Source organism: Cellulophaga sp. 3_MG-2023 (assembly GCF_030546975.1).
Classification (GTDB): Bacteria; Bacteroidota; Bacteroidia; order Flavobacteriales; family Flavobacteriaceae; genus Cellulophaga.
The window spans coordinates 36,083-56,549 of record NZ_JAUOPS010000003.1 but is presented as its reverse complement, the minus strand read 5'-3'; the positions used below and the strand labels follow the sequence as shown (position 1 = coordinate 56,549).

The window sequence follows — 20,467 nt, the reverse complement described above, 5'->3', positions numbered from 1 at the left end:
TTTTTGGAACGAAATTTGTAAATTAGATTAGGAATTATACCTAAAAATAACAAAATGAATAAGTTAACCTTATTTACGTTTTTACTATTTACTTTTAGTTTAGTAAATGCACAAAACGAAAAAATTACATTACAACTAGAAAGCTTTACAGAGGTTAAGGCTTTTGATGGTTTATCTGTAAATCTTATTAAATCTACTAAAAATGAAGCTGTTATAACAGGAGCTAATACACAAAAAGTTTCAATTGTTAATAACGACGGAGTTTTAAAACTCCGTATGCAATTAGATAAAATTTTTAGTGGTTATAGAACTTTTGTAGATGTTTATTATACAGATATTTTAGCTGTTATAGATGTAAATGAAGATGCCAGAATTAGCTCTAATGAAACTATTAAACAAGATTTATTAGAGTTAAAATCTCAAGAAGGTGGCGAATTAATTATTGATGTTGAAGTTACTCAGTTATTAATAAAATCTGTTACTGGTGGTGTTATAACATCAAAAGGATCTGCAAAAAACCAAGACATAAAAATTAATACTGGTGGTATTTACTACGGTAAAAATTTAAAAACCGAACTTACTACTATTAGCGTTAATGCAGGTGGTAATGCAGAAATTAATGCTACAAATTATGTGCAAGCAACTGTAAAAGCAGGTGGTGAAGTTTTAGTTTATGGCGACCCATTAAAAATGGATGAAAAAACTGTTTTTGGAGGTAAAATTATTAGAAAATAGAAAAATTACTACATGTTAGATGATATACAGGCAGCAATACCATTAGGCTTTTTTTTAAGCTTTATGATTGGTCCTGTTTTTTTTGTTCTTCTAGAAACTAGTGCTGTTAAAGGGTTTAGAGCTGCGTTGGTTTTTGACTTTGGTGTAATACTAGCCGATATTTTATTTTTAACTGTTGCTTATTTTAGTAGTTATCAGCTACTAGAAAATTTAAGTAATTTACCAGGACTATACATTTTTGGTGGAGTTATACTACTAGTTTATGGGGTAATTGTAATCATAAAAAAGCCAGTTAAAGAAAAACCAACAACACTTAAATCTAATAAAAGTGCTTATCTAAGTTTATTTATAAAAGGCTTTTTATTAAACTTCATAAACATAGGTGTTTTAGTATTTTGGTTGGGCGTTATTTTGGTAGTAGGTCCTAGTTTAGATAATAATCCAAACAGAATTTTGGTTTTCTTTTCTGCAATGCTAGGAACTTATTTTATTACAGATATATTTAAAATATTATTAGCTAAACAATTAAAAAGATACCTAACTCCAAGACGTATTTTTTTAACTAAAAAAATACTCGGTATTATACTTGTAATCTGTGGTTTAGTACTTATAACCAAAGGGTTTTTACCTAAAGATCAATTAAATATACAAGAAGGATTAGAGTTATTAGAAAAATAATTTTTTTAAATACCACTGTATATAAAAATGGAATTTAATCCTGAACTAGAAAAAATAATAGCTAATAGTAGACTAGTAGCTATAAATTTAAATTCTGGGTATATATCTTCTTTTCATTTTTTAATATCTACTTTAAAATCTAATAATGTTGCTCAAAAAATATTTAAATCTAACGATTGGAAATTTCAAAAATTAATAGAACTCTTAAAATCAGATGATAAAAAAATACTTACTAAGTACTATTTAACTAAAGAGTTTAATAATGTTTTAAAAAATGGTTCATTTTATGCTCGCATCTATTCAGATAAAAAAGTTAATCCAGAACATATAATACTTGCTATGCTAGCTGATAAAAATAGCTATGCTGGTAATTATTTAAATGAAATAGAAATGGATTATTTTAAATTTAAAAAAGAATGTGAGAAAATTAGAAGCATAAAATCTAATAAATTTCTAGAATTTTTTGGTAGCAATAAACGCTTAGTTTCTTTAGGATTGCTTTCTATTATAGAAAATTGATTTTAAGATAGATAATTTTATAGCTATAACTACAAACAAAAAAAACTCCACGTTAGTGAAGGTTTTGAGGCATTGAGCATCCCGAAGCTTCGGGAGAACTGCTGTAGATATTATATTAAGAACTATCATTACAATAAGTAATTATCTGATTATAAATGTTATGAGTAAATTGGTATGTCTATAAACAAAAAAACCTCCACGTTAGTGAAGGTTTTGAGGCATCGAGCAGATTCGAACTGCTGTACAAGCTTTTGCAGAGCTCTGCCTAGCCACTCGGCCACGATGCCATTTTTTGGACTGCAAACTTACGAAAATAAATCCATAAGAAAATAAGTTTTTTTAAATCAATTTTGCATTTTTTTTCGAGGCATCGAGTGGATTCGAACCACTATGCTAATCCTTGCGGGATTATGTCTATCCATTTCGACCACAATGCCATTTATACGGGGGAGTTTTCAAATGTACATATATTTAAATGTATAAAAAATTTACTAATATGCAGTTTAACGAGTTAATTGTAATGTTATCGAAACCATTTCAACATCTCCTCCTATTGGTGGGTTTAGTTTAGAAACTATTACTTCTGATGCTTTTACAATAGGTAGCTCAGAAAAAATACGATCTATTATACGCTTAGCAACATGTTCTAATAATTTAGACCTTATTGCCATTTCTTCTTTTACAATATGGTTTATATGTACATAGTCTACCGTATCTACTAATTCATCAGATATTGATGCTTGTGTTAAATCTGCATCTACTGTTACGTTTACCAAATAATCGCTACCAATTAAAGCTTCTTCATTTAAGCAACCGTGGTAAGCATATGTTTTAATAGTACTTACTTTTATTTTTCCCATTTGGTTTAATTTAAATGTGCAAACTTAACTAATACTATTCATAAATAGTTAGTAAGTACATCTACAATTACTTAATCCCTGGAATAAATCTACACCAATTGTTATAACATGGGTACCTGTACTATAGTTTAAAATATCATTCAAAATTATTTGATAAGAATATCCAAAGTAGTAGTTATCTTTTTTTAAACCTGCAAAAGGTGCTAAGTATAAAGGCTTACCTATTTGATCATTTAAAAATCTATAGTTTACACCAGCATAGTAATAATCTTCAAAATCGTATTTTCTAAACTTTAAGTTTAAATCTGTTTCAGATCTACCATCACTTTCAAACATTTTGTAAAGTACAGATGGTTCTATTTCCCAATCACTACTTCTACTTTTCTTGTATCTGTAACCAGTATACACGTAGTAGTTTCTTAATGCATTTGGTTCAAAAGTTTCATTAAAGTTTGTAATATCTTTATTTACTAAGTTAGAGACATTAAAACTCGCATAAAATTTATTTTTCCTGTACAAAAGTCCAACATCAAAGTTATGGTTGGTTGTAGACCTATCATCTGTAACGGCATTATCAGGATTAGCAATAAGGTTAAATTCTTGTATGTCTAATCTAAATTGGTTAAAGTTATATGATATACCAAATGATAAAAACTCATCTTCATATCTGTCTAAAGTCAAATGGTGAGCAAAAGATATTCTTGCACCTTGTTGTTTAGTGTATCCGTTTTTATCGTTATATAAAAATAGTCCTAAACCAGATTTATTACCAATTCTTGCATCTGCAGCCAAAGACTGTGTTCTAGGTGCATCTTCTATCCCTACCCATTGAGCAAGACCGTTCATTCTAATTTTTACATGATCACCAATACCTGCGTATGTTGGTGATAAAACAAATGGGTTATCTGCTAAATACTGTGAGAGCTGTGGGGAATTTAGCTCCTGTGCATTTGATAGCATTGTGCCGGCAAATAATGATAAGATTGCTAATTTAAGTCGCATAATTATAGGTTAAGTTCTTTTATTTTTTATCTGTACAATGTAAAGTGACCAACAAATTCTCTGTCGTCTACTTCATCTTTAAGCTTAATAGTATACCAGTAATCTCCAGATGGTAGTTCCTTATTATCATAAGTTCCGTCCCAACCTTTATCATCTGCTCCCATTCTGTATAACTCTCTACCATATCTATCATATATAATAGTTAAGATATTAGGGAACGCTTCTGTATTTTTAGGCTTCCATGTGTTGTTTACATCATCACCATTAGGTGTAAAGAAATTTGGGATTTCTATATCGATGAACTCAATAAATATATCTTGAGTAGCTTCACAACCATTTTCGTCTACAACAACAACGGTATAAGTATCAGTCTTACGTATTCTGAACGTATTGTCTTCCCCATTATTGTTTCCTTCCAGATAGAAAGTATATTTTGGGTTACCACCTGCAGCAATTGCCGTTATTTCGTTAATATTTGTATTTTCTAATACAAGTGTTAATGGCTCAAAAGCAGCTACAGTAAAGTCAATAGTTTCAGAACATCCGTTTGCATGCAATATGTGTAAATAATGATTACCAGCAGACATATTTGTAAAGTCTGGTGTTAATTGCATAGCAGCAGGATCTGTAGTATCTAAACCGTATAATACGTCTGTTATTGTGTTGTCTTCTAAAACAACTTCTAAATAATTTGTTGGCGTATCTGTGCTACACTCATAAACTGGTGTTGCAGTGGCTTTTAAATTAACACCTGGTGTAATGTTTATAACAATATTTGCATCACAATCGTTGTCATCTTTAACTAATATTACGTGTTGACCAGCAGTTAGTCCAGAGAAATCTACTCTGTCTAATACATAATCTGCAGGATCGTTAGAATCTATACTTGTTCTGTACGGAGCGGTACCACCAGTTATTGTAACTGTTGCCATACCATCTTCATTACCTGTACAAGTTTCTCCTGTAGTTGTAGCACTTAATTGTATTGCTGTTGGCTGTTCAATAGTAAATTCAAAAGCAATAAAACATCCTTTTTCATCTTGTGCAATAACATCATAAACTCCAGGAGTTAAATCTGTAAATACGTTTTTAGTATCAAACTGATCTAAGTTAGGTGTTATAGAGTATTTAATTTCTCCTGTTCCACCACTAACCTCAACAGTTATAGTACCATCTTCTTCACCAAAACAAGAAACATCTGTAAATTCTTCAGTCTCTATAACTAAAGGAGCTGGCTCTGTAATAGTAATTGCTCTTGATACTTCTTCACAACCACCATCAGATGTTACTTTTATGTAGTAAGTTCCAATTCCTAGGTTTCTAAAATTACCAGTAGTCTGTGGTCCTTGTAGCGGACTTGTACTAGTTGGATTATCTAACAACTCATAAGAATAGTTACCTAAACCACCAATTGCTGTTGCATCTATACTTGCAGTAGATTCACCATTACAGTTTATAACTGCAGCAGTTTCATCTAATACTATTTGTAGTGGTGGTACAGGATCTATAGAAACTTGGTTACTAATAATATTACCACAGTTAAAATTGTCTCTTATATAGTATTGATAAATACCATCTGTTACTGTAAATGTGTGTGTATCTCCACCTGTCATAGGTGTAAAGTTTATACCATCTACACTAAACTCATACGGAGCAGTACCACCAGTAGCTGTTAATCTTATTTCAGCAGGGTCTACGCACGTTAATTGTGATACTTGAACTAGAGAACCAGTTATATCTGTAGGCTCTGTTATAACCGCTTGTATAGTTTCTACATCACAGTTCCATCCGTCAGAAACTGTTATTGTGTATACACCCGCACTTAAGTTGTTAAACATTGGGTTTGGCTGTGGAGTACTAGAATATAGTAATGTTGTACCAGCATCATCATAAACATTTAATTGGTACGTGTAAACACCTTCACCATTTAATACGTTTATTGCACTAACACTACCGTTACTGTCACCAAAACAAGTTAACATTTGTGTTAATGGTGTAATATCTGCAGTAATTGGTATTGCAGGGGCTAATGTTATGTCATCTGTAAAATCACACCCAGCATCATCTGTTACTGTTGCAGTATATGTAGCAGCACTTAATCTTACAAAACTAGCAGAAGAAACATCTGTAAAAGTAGTTTCTACACCAGTAGTATTGTTTCTTAAAACAATGTCATAAGGTGCATAACCACCAGTTGGTTCTACTACTATTTCACCAGCATTATCATCACAAGTTACAGCTGCAGTTTGTGATAATGTTGCTGTTAATGCCATATCTGGAGAGTCTATTGTTATTACATTAGAATCTTCAGTACAAAAAGGAGCATTATCTTCTGTTACTGCTACATAATAATTACCACCAGATAAACCAGATATAGTAAATGTATTTGTAGTAGCATTACCATTAATACCAGCTAAAGTTCCATCAGAATTTAAAACTGTATAAGTAAATGGTGCTGTAGCATCTGTTACTGTTACTTCAATTTCTCCGTTTGTATCTCCAAAACAAGTTACAGGAGATGACGCTATTGCAGAAACTTTAATTAAGTCATAAGGTGCAATGTTATATACATCTGTATCTACATAACAACCTGTAGTTGTATCTGTAATTCTAAATACATAACCACCAACAGCAGTTAATTCAAAAGTTGCAGTGTTATAAGTTGGTGTTGCTGTTTGCGTAGCATTTGTATTACCAATTGGCAACAACTCATATGTATAAACATTTGTAACGTCTCCGTTATCTGTTACTGTAATAGTAACCTCTTCTGGACCAGCACATGATATGTCTGTATCTTTAGATACTACAGCAGTAAATGTATTAATAGGCTCTATAGTTACCGTTGTTGTTTGCGGACAACTATTATCATCTTTAACATAAACAGTAATTGTTTGTGCAACTCCAGTATCTGTAACAGTAAATGTATTTCCTGTTTGGAAGTTTACATTATCTATACTGTATAAATACGGACTAGTACCTGAAGGTGTTCCTGGTGTTGTAGCACCATCTTCTATAGTAACTGTAATTGTTGCAGTATTTACTGTATTGTTAGGAGCACAAGCAAAATCTGTTGCAACTGCACTTATTAATAATTCTGTAGGCTGAGTAACCTCAACAGTTTCTCTAACAGCGCATTCTTTAGCAGAAACTACCTCTACTTGGTAAAAAGCAGCAGATAAGCCTGTAAAAGTTGGACTAGTTTGTGGTCCGGCTATTAAAGTTAATCCTGTAGCATCATATAAATTATAAGTATAAATAGGATCTACATTTGTAGCAGGATCTAAGTTAGCAGTTATACTACCATCTGATAAACCAAAACAACTAACATTTTCTATAGTTGAAGCTAATAAAATAGGATCTACCTTATCAGTTAATTCTTGTGTAACAGGTTTTTCGCAAATAGGTGTATTTGTATCTAAATCACGAACAGTAAAACTGTATGTACCAACTTCTGTTAAGCCAGTAAACACACCATCATTATTTATAATTATTGTACTACTTATTGGTAATGTAGCTACAAACTCTAAGTTTGTAGAACCACCAATTACATTCACTGTTATTTGTCCGCCTGGATCTACTGTACAATCTATTGGTTTAACCACAGTAGTAGAAACATTCATTTCTTCATATAATACTGTTGCAAGTGTTGTAAAATCACAAGACCATTGGTCATTAATTAATACGGTGTAAGAACCAGCACCTAAACCAGAGAATATTGTAGTAGTCTGTGGAGAACCAACTGCAGTACCATCTTTAATAAGTTGGTATGTATAGTTACTTCCTTGTCCACCTACAGTATTAATTACTTCAATTTCACCTTCTAGGTTTGTACAATTTTCTTGGTTTACCTGTAAAGTTGCCGTTATATCTGTTGGCTGTACTAAATTAACATCTGCTAATTGAATAATACATCCATTTTTATCTGCAATCCAAACTTGGTAATCTGTACCAGCCGGAGCTGCAGCACCAGATAAACCTGTAAATCTAGGATTAGAAACGTAATCTGTTGGGTATACTGGAGCAGGATTAGTTGCTACGCCTACAAAGTAAACATAGTCTCCCCAACCACCAGTTGCATTAATAACTTCTATAACTCCGTCATTACCAACACAAGTTACAGGTGTAACTTCTGTAGCAGCAGTTATTGCAGCACTAGGACCAGCAATAGTAAATGCTTGCGTATACGTACATCTAGGATCTGGAGTTTGCTGTACTTCTATATAATAAACACCAGCAACTAAACTATTAATTACAAAATTACCATTTGGTGCAATTCCTGTAGTTTGTGTATCATCTGTAGTATCTGCAGGAGTATTTAATACATCTTGGTAAAGTGTGTAAGCTATAGCTCCTGTATAAGTAACATTGGCATCATCATGTAAATTAAATTCAACACTACCATCATTACCACCAAAACAAATTACATTGCTTAATACAGTTGCATCTAATTCTAATACATCTGGACTAGTTATAGTTTCTGATGTTGTTATAACACAACCAGTATCTGTATGCCTTACTAAGAAATTGTGAGTACCAACATCTAAACCACCAAAAACATTTGAAGGTTGCCATGTTGTTCCGTTATCAATACTATACTCAAATTTAGAAGTATCATTTGTATTTGATGTAGCAGTAATAGTTATTTCACCATCTGTACCAGGATCACAAGTAATATCACCTGTAATTGCAGCAGAAGCTGTTAACAATTCATCATAAGGAGCAATATCTGCTTCTATTGTGCCAACACAACCTTTATCATCATATACATTAATAGTATAAGAACCACCAGCAGTATTAGTTTCTATATAAACGTTATTAGAACCAGATTGTACAACAGTATCATCACCAGTTGCAGGTGTGTTATTATCATTTATAAATTCATAAATAACATAAGTATTGCTACCACCAGTAATATTAGCAGCAGTATTATCTATAGTAATGCTAGCATTATTATTAGTGTTACCACTTGTAGGCGTACAACCAAATTCTACAACATCTGCATCTACTATTACAATAGGGTTTGGTTCACTAATTACAATATTAGTAATATCTGTTGTACAACCATTTGTACCTGTTGCAGTTATTGTATATGTATTAGGAGGCAAGTCTGAAAATGTGCTTGTAGCAGCATCAAAAGTACCAGCTAAAGGTGTAATTGTATACGTTAATGGGTTAATTCCATTATCTGTTTGGTATAAAGTTATAGTACCATCATCTGCACTATTACAAGTAACATCTGTAAATGTGTGTGTAAATATTGGGGTTACGGCAGCAGGAACATCTATTGTAAATGTTCTGTTACAATTTGTATTATTATCATAAACAATAATAGTATATGTTTCTACAACTGTTACTGTTGCTACCAGAGGATTTGTTGCTAATGCTGTTCTAGCAACAACAGTTCCTAAACCATTTGAGATTTCATAATCATAATTTCCAGATCCATTTATAGCTTCAATTGTAATTTCTGCAGTACCAGGAGTACAATCCATTAGTTTAGTAAGCTCAACTTTAGCCTCTAATATTGGGTAAATAGTAGCACTATCTGTAGCTATACAACCGTTACTATCTTTAATAGAAATGTTATACGTACCAACCGGAAGATTAGTAAATAAACCTCCATTATCTAAATATGTTACGCCACCATCTATAGAGTATAATATTTGTGCTGCAGTACTAGTTGCATATACTCGTAAAGTATTTGGTATTGCACAGTTATCTATATCTATACTATCTATGGTTGGATTAGGAGTTAATGTCATTATAACATCTCCTAAATCTTTAGCACAACTATATTGATCTTGAATAGTTACGTTATAAGTACCAGCAGGTGAATTAGCAGGAATTTCTATTGGATTATCTGTAGTACCTGTAATAGTTGTAAAAGGTGCAGGACCAGTTACAGTAAAAGTATAAGTACCGCCACCGCCGTTGATGTTTTCTATTTGAATAAGACCAGGTGTAGCACAAGAAATATCTTGAATTTTATTTAATGTTGCCGTAATATCATCTAACTCTTCTAACAATAGATTTTCTGATGCAGATATACAACTATCTACTCCACTATCTCTTTCGGTTACTTGTATAAAGTATTCTCCAGCTCCTAAACCAGATACTGTAACTGTTTGTGGAGAAGAAAAAGGAATGTTACCTCCACTATTTGCTACAGAAACAGGAGTACCTGTAATCATATTAAAAACTTCCCATCTGTATTCTGTACCATATGGAAGTTCATTATCTGTAATTGTATATGTAATACTACCATTAGTTGTACCAAAACAAGCTGGTACAGAAGTAGATGTAATTTCTAACGGTAACGTAATTATATCGTTTACATTAACATCACTTTGTCTAACACAACCATTTGCATCCCTTACATAAAAAACATACGTTCTACCTGGTATTAAACCTGTAAATGTGTGAGGATCTGATAGTCCCTTTGCAGGAGTAGTCCAAGGATTAATCGGTGTAGTAGCATCAAAATTAACAGGATCGTCTGTATACGTATATTGATAAGGTGCAGTACCTTGATTACCTTGTACACTTACTTGTAGCTCATTACAATTTACTATAATTGGTAAAATTGTAATGTCTAAATTATCTAACGGATAAGATATAATATATCTTGGTAAATCTAATCTACATAATGTATTACCAGAAGCATCTACCGTTCTAATAGAAGGGTCTACAGCATCACCAGAAGTTAATGTGTATGTAGGAGCATTAAACTCATCAGATGTTTGCCAAGTAGTACCACCATCATGACTAAATTCTAATGTTCCACTTAATGTTGTTGTATAGTTAATAAATCTAAATCCTGTTGCAGGGTCACAATTACCAGACAAAATAGATTCTAAATCAGTAACTAATTCATCAGGATTATTAATTAATACAGGAGTTGTTTCTATTGTACATCCGCTTGCATCTGTAACATTAATTGTATAGTTACCAGGTGCTAAATTGAAAAATGTTTTAGTATTGTTTATTACATTGGTTGTTGTTTCATTTGAAGCACCACCATTATCTAAATCTATAATTTCATATGTATAAGGAGATATACCAGAAGTAACTGTAATTTCTATAGTTCCTGTACCATCATGGCAAGTAGGATCTGTTGGTACCGCATTATAAGTTAATGGAGTTGCAGGATTAACTGTAACAGTATCCATATATTCACAATGTGGGTCTGCTGCGTTATTATCCCATACATACACATCATATGTACCTGCATTTGCAGGTATTACTGTAAAAGTATTAGATGGGTTAAAATCTGCAGCAGTAACAGGAGTTGTAGTTGGCACAAAAGCATAAGCTAAATTACCATCTCCACCAGTTGCATTAACAGTAATACTACCATCTGCACACGAGCTAACGTGTACAACATCTATTGTAGCATTAATAACTGGATTTAAAACAACCGTTTCTTGTACGCCAACGCAACCATAGCCATCTTTAACGTCTATTGTGTAAGTACCGTTTGCTAAATTAGTAAAAGTATATGTTGTTGCAGTTGCTGGAGTTGGAGTAATCCAAGCACCACCGTTAATACTAAACTGGAAGTTTTCATTCCCAGGAATAGATGTAACATCTACTTGTATTTCTCCATCATTTGCACCAGAGTAACACGCTGTTGGCGTTACTGTAAAAGTTGGTACCTCTGGAGTAGTAACAGTTACTGCAGGTGTAATTGCATTAGTACATAAGTTATCATCCTGTACTCTTACAATATAATTTTCATTAGCTGCATTTGCAGGTACATCTGTAAATATTGCAGAAGTTTGATATGCTCTAAAAACAGTATAACTTGTTGTTACTGTATTGTATATTTCTAATTGATAGTTATAAGTTGGTGTACCACCATTTGCAACAGCAGTAATTGTAGCACCTGTATTATTACATGTAAATTCATCTGTTATAGATGCAGTAGCAGTAACTTCTGTTGGTTCAGTTAATTCTTGTGTTAACGGAATACTACATGCATTATCATCAACATCTCTAACTTCAATAGTATAGTTTTGTGCAGTTAAACCAGTTACGGTTTGCGAACTTGTAAAAGGGCCAAAATAAGTTGCACCACCATCTAAAGTATATTCAAATCCGCCAGCGCCAAAATTAGAAGCATTAATAACAAATTCACCATCATTACCTCCAAAACAAGAGATGTTTTTAGGGTTTGTAATGTTTGCTGTAAAAGCTTTACCTGCTTCAACTAAAACGTCAAAAGTTACAGAAGAAGAACAAACTTCTGGAAATTGAAACGCTTGTATATCATCTATAGCAATATCATTACCATCAACAACAGCAGAATTTGTACGTATAACAATATCTAGGTTTGTATTAGCACCAGGATTTAATGTTACTGTATAATTATGCCAATCATTAGCATTATTGTTTTTAGGAATATTACCTGTAGATACACTATTAATTACTGTACCACCAGCATCTACTAATTCTATTTCTATTGTTGGATCACCACCACTTTCACCGGTTCTTAATAAGTTGTATGCCCAAGTAGATATTGTAATATCTCTATTTGGTATAACCTCTATACCTCTTTTAGCATATACAATACCACCAACACCAGCTACACCACCAACGTTTATTGCTAAAAATCTTCCATTAGCATTACCTGTATGGTCGTTAGGACTTCTCCAAGTACTAAATGGTGAAGCTATTGCTTGTGTAACCGAGTATTCACCATCATTAATTCTTGTATGTACTCCTGGGTCACAAGGTCTTACTGTACCATCTTGCGGTTCATAACAGTATAAAGGATCTATTTGTGTTATTGATGTATTTGCACCAACGCCAAAATCTTCTGATAATAAATTACTTGGTGTAGGAGTTGCATTAGAAGTATAATCTACTCTAATTGTATGGTTACCAGCTGCTACATCTGTAAAAACATTACTTGTATTATCTGGAGTATTAAACCCACCATCTATAGAGTATATATAATCAAAATCTGTACTACTTGGTGTAACCGTAATTTCACCAAGACCTTCACAGTCATAAGAAATAGACGGAGCAAATGTAGGTGCTTCAGGAGCAGAGTCTACAGTTACTGTCATTTCAAATGTACATAAATTAGCATCTCTAATATATAATGTATGTGTACCTGGTAATAAGTTTGATATAGAATTTGTACTGTAATTAACACCACCATCAAAACTATATTCATATGCAGGGGTACCACCTTGTGCATTGGTAATTCTAACCTCAGCACCAGTTGTTGGGTTACACTCATATAAAGCTGTTACTGCTGCAGAAGCAGACAAAGTAAAAGGTTCTGTTATAGTATGCGTATCTGCTACGGTACATAAATTAGCATCTCTAACTACAATATTATAGCTATTTGCAGGTAAGTTATTAAATGTGTTTGTTGGTAGAAATGTTGCACCACCATCTATACTGTATTGGTAAGGAGCTTCTCCACCACCAGCAGTAATTGTTATTGTAGATTGTGCTTCACCACTACAAAGTATGTCTGTACTTGCAGTAGAAACAGTTAATATAGGATCTTGTGCAATATTTAAATTGTACATAGCCTCACAAAAAGTTCCTGTTCCATTATTATCACGTACATAAACGTCATAATCACCAGCACCAGTTGTTACAGTTCTAGGATTAGTATTAGTAAAGTCTGTTGCTGCAGGAGTATCTCCGTCTGCAACAATTGCAAATACATAATCTGTACCGCTACCACCTGCAGGAGTAATAGTTACTATTGCATCTGTACCACAAGCAGTAATATTATCTGCAGAAGCAGTTACTGTTAATTCTGGATTTACTGTAATAGAAGCCGTTCCTGTACAGTTATTACCGTCTATAACATCTATAGTATATGTTCCTGGATTTAAGCCAGAGAACACGTTATTTGTGCTGTAAGCACCACCATTTATTCTATATTGATAAGTACCATCTCCGCCAGCTGTAACATTTGCTGTAAGTTCTAGTCCTGCTGCAGCCGTAAAGCAATCGTTATTTGGAACAATTTCTAAAGTAGGAGCTACTGAAGCATCTAAATCAAAACTTGAAGTAACAATACAACCATTAGCATCTTCTACACTAACATTAAAAGTACCTGTTTGGTTTAAGTTATTAAACGTACCAGTACCATTAGTAAATGTAGTTGTAGCATCTGGGTATGTAATTGTAAAACTGTTACTACCCCAACCACCAGTAGCAGTTAATGTAACACTACCATCTGTAGTACATGTTGGTTGTGATTCTACAACATTTAACGCTAAAGCTGCTGTAGGAGCATTTATAATAACATCTGCGGTTGCAGTACAATTAGTTTCTGTATCTGTTACAGTAATTGTATATGTACCATTATCTAAATTATTTAAAGAAATAACAGCATCATTTACTGTAGTACCTGCTGGTACAGCTGTTGGTCCTGTTATGGTATAATTGTATGTAGAATTAAAACCAGATACTGTAAATTCTGCTTCACCATCTGTATCATCAAAACAAGAAATATTACTAACTAATTTTCCAGTTACCGATATTGGGTCTACTGGTCTAATTGTAAAGCTTTCTTCATATTCACATCCTTTGTCATCAGTTACTCTAAATGTATATGTGTCTGGATCTAAATTATTAAATGTTGCTGTGTTTCCTGTTGTGCTTGTAGCCGCTACTGCTGCCGGAGCAATAATTTGAAAAACATAAGGAGCATTACCATTTGCAACTGTTACTGTAACATTTGATGTTTGTGTAGGACAGTTAGGAGCAGTTGCTGTAAAGTCTAAATCTGTAGGCGGATTTAATGCATCTATAACAATTTCATTAGTAACAAACGTACATAAATTAGCATCTCTAATAGTAATAGTATAACTACCATTAGTTAGGTTTGCAAATGTGTCTGCACCTACTCCAGTATTAAAGTTAACACCATCTATACTATATGCATAAGGAGCAGCACCACCAGTTACATTTTGTGCCTGTATTGTTGCTTCTTGTAAACATGTATAATCATCAACTAAAACAGCATCACCCGTTACACCATCTACTTGGCCACCTATTGTAAAGGGTTCATCAAAATCACAAGATGTGCCACCAATAGTTTGTGTAATTGTTAGTACATAATTTCCTTGTGGTAATGATGTAAAGTTTCCAGAATTGTTAATGCTTGTTGTTGTACCATCTGGATACAATAAGCTGTAAGATAAAGTATATCCGTTACTATTTGTAACGTTTATGTTATACGTACCATCTTCTGCACCAAAACATTTTTCGTCTTCTATAATTGGTGTGTAAACTATTGCAGGTGCAATATCTACAGTAGCCTCATTTGTAATTATATAACAATTGTTACTACCAACAACTATAAATTCATAAGTACCAGCATCTGCATCACTAAAGTAAAAGTCTTCTGTTGTTTGGTATGCACTTGCAGGAATATCGCTTATAGAAAAAGGAGCAGAATATAAATCTACACCATCTTTACTCCATATTGCATAGCTGTATGATGGATTAGCAACACCACCAGTAGCATTTACAGAGATAATACCATCTGTACAGTCTATAGATTTTGTTGTTAAAGCTGTACCTGCTAAATCAGATACATCGTTTATAGTTACTTCTCTAGTTAATGTACAACCATCATCAGTTCTTACAGTAACGTCATAAACACCATCGTTTAGATCTGTAAAAGTATAGTCATTATCATTAGTAGGTCCAAAAGTGTCTACCTCTATTCCTCCTTGAGATATAGAAAAATAGTACTGCGGTTCTACATCTTCAGCAGAAATTCTAATTTCTCCTAAGCCGTTACAATCAGTATCTTTTGTTGTAATGTTTACAACATAATCTCTTCTTAAAACACCTATATCTTCCAATCTAAAAACACAACCATCTACAACACCTTGCTGACGCATTTCTATTGTGTATGCTCCGTTATTTGTTATAGGAAAAACAGGACCATTATTAGCACTGTAAGGAACAAGAATAGTACCTGTTGCTGCATCTAATAATTGGAAATCGTAATTTGCAGGTACATTGGTAACACTAATGCTGCCATCTGTAGTACAAATAATATCTTTTACTGTTGCTCTAGGATCTAAATCGTTTTTAAACACGTTAAAATAGAACCTTGTAAAACAACCATTTAAATAGTTAATTACTACTCTATATTGTCCTTCATCTTCTGCATTAAAAGTTTGGCCTGTTGCTACTTGGCTCCAAGTACATGTACCATTTTTGTTTGCACAATCTTCTACAGAAGCTGTACAACTACCTTCGTCTAATTTTTCCCATTGTATGCTTGTAGCATCAGGAATGTTAATATTTATAGGTTCTATATCATTTAAACCACATAAAAATATTTTTGGTAACGGGTCACCATCAATAGGACAAGTAGTTACTTCACCATCAACTGTGTTAGAAGTATCGTTTATTAAATCTATTATTGGGTTTGTTTGTGTTGTTCCAAAGCGTGTTACAGTTATAATTTCTTGAAAACCTTTACAAGGATCTGCAATTATTTTATCAACTATATAAACACCTATGTCATCTACAACCAATGTACTTAAATCACCATCTGGGTTACCATCATTAATAACAGTATCTCCACCGTCTATAACACCGTTTCCGTTTTCATCTTTGTACCAAACATAATCATCAAAACCATCACCTGAGTCTAATATAGCATCTGCGCCACAAATTTCTACATTTCTACTATAGTCACAGCTTTCTAAATCATCTAATAAAAAGTTTGTTGCACCAGGAGTTGTAAATCCACAAGTATCAAAATCTGTAACACTAGGGTCATCTGTTATTTCATTATCATTTATAACACCTCTGTACGTAGAGTATGCTAAGTTTTGTATTAGATCTGAACAAGCATCTATAAAATCAAAACAATTTTCTGCTACTCGTACACGCATACGTATAGTTTCTAATGGTCCGCCTTGTACTACTAAGTTATTTGGGATAGAAAAAATAACCTCTCTAGTTGCTGGGTCATATGTGTATGTAACACCAGTTGGCATTGTAATGTTAGTCTCATCTAAGGTTACGTTTACAGGTAAAACATCTTTAATTGTATACCTGTCACCATCATCATTACCAACATTTTGGAATGATAAAACATAGTCTAAAACTTGACCTAAATTTACGCCTTGACCAGTAATATCTGTACCACCAATGTCCTCTACCCTTTTGGCTAAGTGCATTTGTGGTTCTATAATTTCTACATCAAAAGATGTAAAGAAAATGTCGTACTTATCTTGTGCAGAGCTGGCTCTTAATATAGCACTTGTTTCATCATTAGGGATGGTAGACCAACCTGTATTAGGTATTGTAAAAAGGTCTGCATCCCAACCTAATGTATTTATACTATTGGGGTTACGAGTAGTTACGATATTGTTTTCAAAAGTGACATTACTGTCAAAAAAGTTATTTGTTTTATTAGGATTAGTTCCAAACCTGTTTGTACCCAAAGGAGTATAAGTAGGTCTTCCACTTGCTTTAATAGATAAACCATCTCCTCCTAAACTATTATCTCCTTCTAATGTGCTAACCCCTAACCTTGCATTTACAGGGAAAGGCGCTGGTAATGTTGTAAATCCTGAAACAGGAATATCTACAGACTCTCCGGATTTAATACCTGCATAACCATCAAAAGTAGTAATATATTTACCTGGATATGTTGGGTTTTCATAAACAACAACCATTGTCCATCCACCAGAATATCCACCAGAACCAGCTGGAGCGTCTCCAAGGCTAGCTCTTATATTTGCTACAGTATATTCACCATTAGGGTCTGTTAAACCTGCTACTATTGATGTGATGTCTTTATAACTTGCATAAGGACTATAATATCCAAAATCTGAGTCTCCATAACCATCAAAAAGAATTTCGTCTGCAGAGATATCTACATAACTACCTCCTGGTGTTTTAAATTTTATATTTCCAATATTACTTCTATCAGGGTCTCCATAAACTGCAGACCAGTATAAACCAGCATACCTAACTCTAGAACAACTAGCGTCAGGTACTGTTAACTCTGCACTACTAGAGCTAAATGTAGATGGGTCACCATCTATATCTATGTATTGCATTGTCCAATTATCATTAGCCGTGGAGCTACTTCCTGTTTGGTTATATGGATCGTTTGCTACTTTTGGATCTGACACATATGTATAACCAGACCACCAATTACCTACCCAATAACCTTCATCACCTTCACGGTTTACAATGTTATTGGCTACAATAGTTAAGTCTCCGCGGATACTATTATCATACCTTGGTTCAAAATTGTTTTTAACTTGACTAAATCCTAAATGGGATATAGCTAAAACAATAATTATTAAAAATGATTTTAAAAACTTATTCATTAGGTTGAACGTTTTTAGTGTTTGTTGGTGAGTAATTAATTTGAGTTGAGTTGTCATTCTTTATACTGTCATTGAATTTTACAGTATACTTATCGGTATTTTTTGTGTTTGCCAATGCTATACATGTAAGCAATAGTGCACAAAAAAGTATTATTTTAGAGAATATCTTATCCATTACGCTATGTTGTTTTGAGTTACTCTCATAATCCACATGCGATCTTGGTAAGAGCTATTAATATTAGAATAGTAAGACAGTAAAGCATTGTTCCAAGTACCGTGCTTTTTTAAGTATACATACCTGTAGTTGTTTTCTGGGTTTATAAAATAGCTAGCATGTAAGCCTTGCTTATTTAATAACCTTACAAAATTGTTTGCGTTTTTAGCACTTGCAAATACGTTAGCAATAATGTAATAACCAGAATCTACACCGTTGAATTTTACAACTTGTGGCGTTGGAAAAGCACCTGCAACATTGTCTTTTTGTACAGGATTTCTAAACTTAGGATTGTCATTACTGTACTTATCCCTTGTTAATGTTTTAGTTTTATCTTGCGTTGTACCCGCATAAGCAGTATTGTTATATCTACTATCTGTATTGGTACCATTATCTACATTCATTATCCACATATCATAACTATATGCGCCATTAAGTTGCGAGTTATGTGCTGCTTCTGCTTCTTTCCAAGTATCATATCTTTCTAGGTACACATACTTAAGTCCTGTTTTTGGATCTTTAATATAGTCTGCAGATAGTCCGTTGTCTTCTAAATCTTTTATAAATTTATTTAAGTAACCTTGACCCTTGTAAACATTAGCAATTACGTAGTAACCCTCTTCTACACCATCTAAGTTTTTAAACTTTCTTCTTTTTATTGATGAAGCCGTTTTTTTAACAGCAGTAGAAGTAGTATTGTTAGCAATTGCACTATTTGTGGTAGTTGCATCTTTAACAACAGCTGAATTTTTTACAGCAGTGTCAGGATTATTGTTAACTGTATTTTGGTAACCAGAAGTTGAGGTATTAGGTGTAACAACATCAGTTGCATCTTTTACTATACCATTTGGTTTATTATTTGAGTTTTCTGCAACTGCATTATCATCATTATTAATGAAATACATTTTTTTAGCCTTTTCTTCTAAGTCAGGCCTTGTACCTTTAGTTTCACTACGTACCATACGTAACACTCTTTCAAACCTTGTTTCTAGATCTCTTTGTCTGTTTACTTCTAAAGAATCTTGTCTATACATTAGCTCTGCCAATACCTGATCGTTTTCTGCTAATCGATTTTTAAGTTCTTCAAATTTTTCAGATTCTAATTCTTCCTCTAGGTTTGTATCTTCTTCATTAAAAGCTAATTCATCATCACTATCATCTTCTAACATTACTCTATCTTCAGTTAAATTAGGAGTAAAAGAATATGCTACAGATATTTCATGAGTAACACCAAAGTTATCTAGATCTCCAGAGATACCTTTTTCCATAGTATACCCTAACGATAATCTTTTGTTTAGATTAAAACCTAAACCTGCAGCGGCACCATAATGGTCATCATAACCAACTTGGGCCCATCCAAGTTTAGGTAAATCTAATATTAGGCTACCTCCAAGTACAATATCTTCTTGACCAGCTTTACGTACTCTAGCCAAAGGCATTAATCTACCTTGTTCTAAAATACCAGATGTTTTATCAAATTGATGTGTGTACTGTAAGTGACCAGAGAATGTTTTATCTGCAAATTCTGTTATAGATTCGCTTGTTTTAAGATTGTAATCAAATAAGTTTTCTGCATATAAACCAATATCAAATTTGTCATAAGACAAGTTAACACCAGGCTGAAACTGTAATAAATTGTCTCTTTGACCTGTTAAAAACGGATCGTCTGGATCGGCAGCATTTACTCTGCTTTTATCTAAACCACTTGCGTAGTATGACATATTAGCACCAAAAGTAAAATTACTTTTATCACTAAGTTTTACACCATAAGCATAGTTGGCTAATACACCATAGTTTGTTAAGGTACCAGCAGTTTGCTGGTATATACTTAGACCTAAACCTGTACGATCGTTAACACGACCACTATAACTTAAAAAGTAATTTTGATTATTATCTGTAAACTGTACCGATTGGTTTCTATGTAATAAGTTTATGTACGACTTGTCTTCCCTTACCGTTGAAAACGTAGGGTTTATTAAGAACCTATTGTATTTTAAAAGGTTCTGCGATGGAACATCGTATGATAGGTATGGATTAACCTCTTGGGCACTAACATTGGTTAGCACCATCACTAATAATAGACAGTATATGTACTTAAACTTAAACATTTTATG

8 protein-coding genes and 1 tRNA gene are annotated in these 20,467 nt (G+C 33.2%); 3 read left to right on the top strand and 6 right to left on the bottom strand.

Annotation, left to right across the window (positions count from 1 at the left end; genetic code table 11):
• Positions 1–54: 54 nt before the first annotated feature.
• From Q4487_RS09960 to Q4487_RS09950, 3 genes are read left to right on the top strand one after another with little or no spacing between them, the layout of a single operon-like run.
• The gene (locus tag Q4487_RS09960) at positions 55–735 is read left to right on the top strand and encodes a head GIN domain-containing protein (protein ID WP_303542310.1); all 681 of its coding nucleotides are present in this window, start codon (positions 55–57) and stop codon (positions 733–735) included.
• Between the two features lie 12 nt (positions 736–747).
• The gene (locus Q4487_RS09955; RefSeq protein WP_100894404.1) at positions 748–1,413 is read left to right on the top strand and encodes a LysE family translocator; all 666 of its coding nucleotides are present in this window, start codon (positions 748–750) and stop codon (positions 1,411–1,413) included.
• Positions 1,414–1,440: 27 nt separating this feature from the next.
• A complete protein-coding gene (locus Q4487_RS09950) occupies positions 1,441–1,932 on the top strand; it encodes a Clp protease N-terminal domain-containing protein (RefSeq protein WP_303542313.1) in 492 nt (163 codons plus the stop codon).
• 216 nt (positions 1,933–2,148) lie between these two features.
• Here the strand turns inward: Q4487_RS09950 and Q4487_RS09945 are convergent.
• The 6 genes from Q4487_RS09945 to Q4487_RS09920 form a co-directional block, all read right to left on the bottom strand.
• A tRNA-Cys gene (locus Q4487_RS09945) sits at positions 2,149–2,219 on the bottom strand.
• A 216-nt stretch (positions 2,220–2,435) separates the two neighbouring features.
• A complete protein-coding gene (folB, locus tag Q4487_RS09940; RefSeq protein ID WP_303542315.1) occupies positions 2,436–2,792 on the bottom strand; it encodes a dihydroneopterin aldolase in 357 nt (118 codons plus the stop codon).
• Between the two features lie 48 nt (positions 2,793–2,840).
• The gene (locus Q4487_RS09935; RefSeq protein WP_303542317.1) at positions 2,841–3,794 is read right to left on the bottom strand and encodes a type IX secretion system membrane protein PorP/SprF; all 954 of its coding nucleotides are present in this window, start codon (positions 3,792–3,794) and stop codon (positions 2,841–2,843) included.
• 26 nt (positions 3,795–3,820) lie between these two features.
• Positions 3,821–18,139 carry a T9SS type B sorting domain-containing protein gene (locus tag Q4487_RS09930; protein WP_303542319.1) on the bottom strand — a complete coding sequence of 4,773 codons (14,319 nt, stop codon included), beginning with the start codon at positions 18,137–18,139 and terminating at the stop codon, positions 3,821–3,823.
• Positions 18,132–18,314: a hypothetical protein gene (locus Q4487_RS09925; protein ID WP_303542321.1), complete on the bottom strand. Its 183-nt coding sequence runs from the start codon at positions 18,312–18,314 to the stop codon at positions 18,132–18,134. Before Q4487_RS09925 ends, Q4487_RS09930 begins: the two co-directional genes overlap by 8 nt.
• On the bottom strand, positions 18,314–20,461 hold the full coding sequence (locus Q4487_RS09920) for a type IX secretion system membrane protein PorP/SprF (protein ID WP_303542323.1): 2,148 nt from the start codon (positions 20,459–20,461) through the stop codon (positions 18,314–18,316). Before Q4487_RS09920 ends, Q4487_RS09925 begins: the two co-directional genes overlap by 1 nt.
• Positions 20,462–20,467 lie beyond the last annotated feature (6 nt).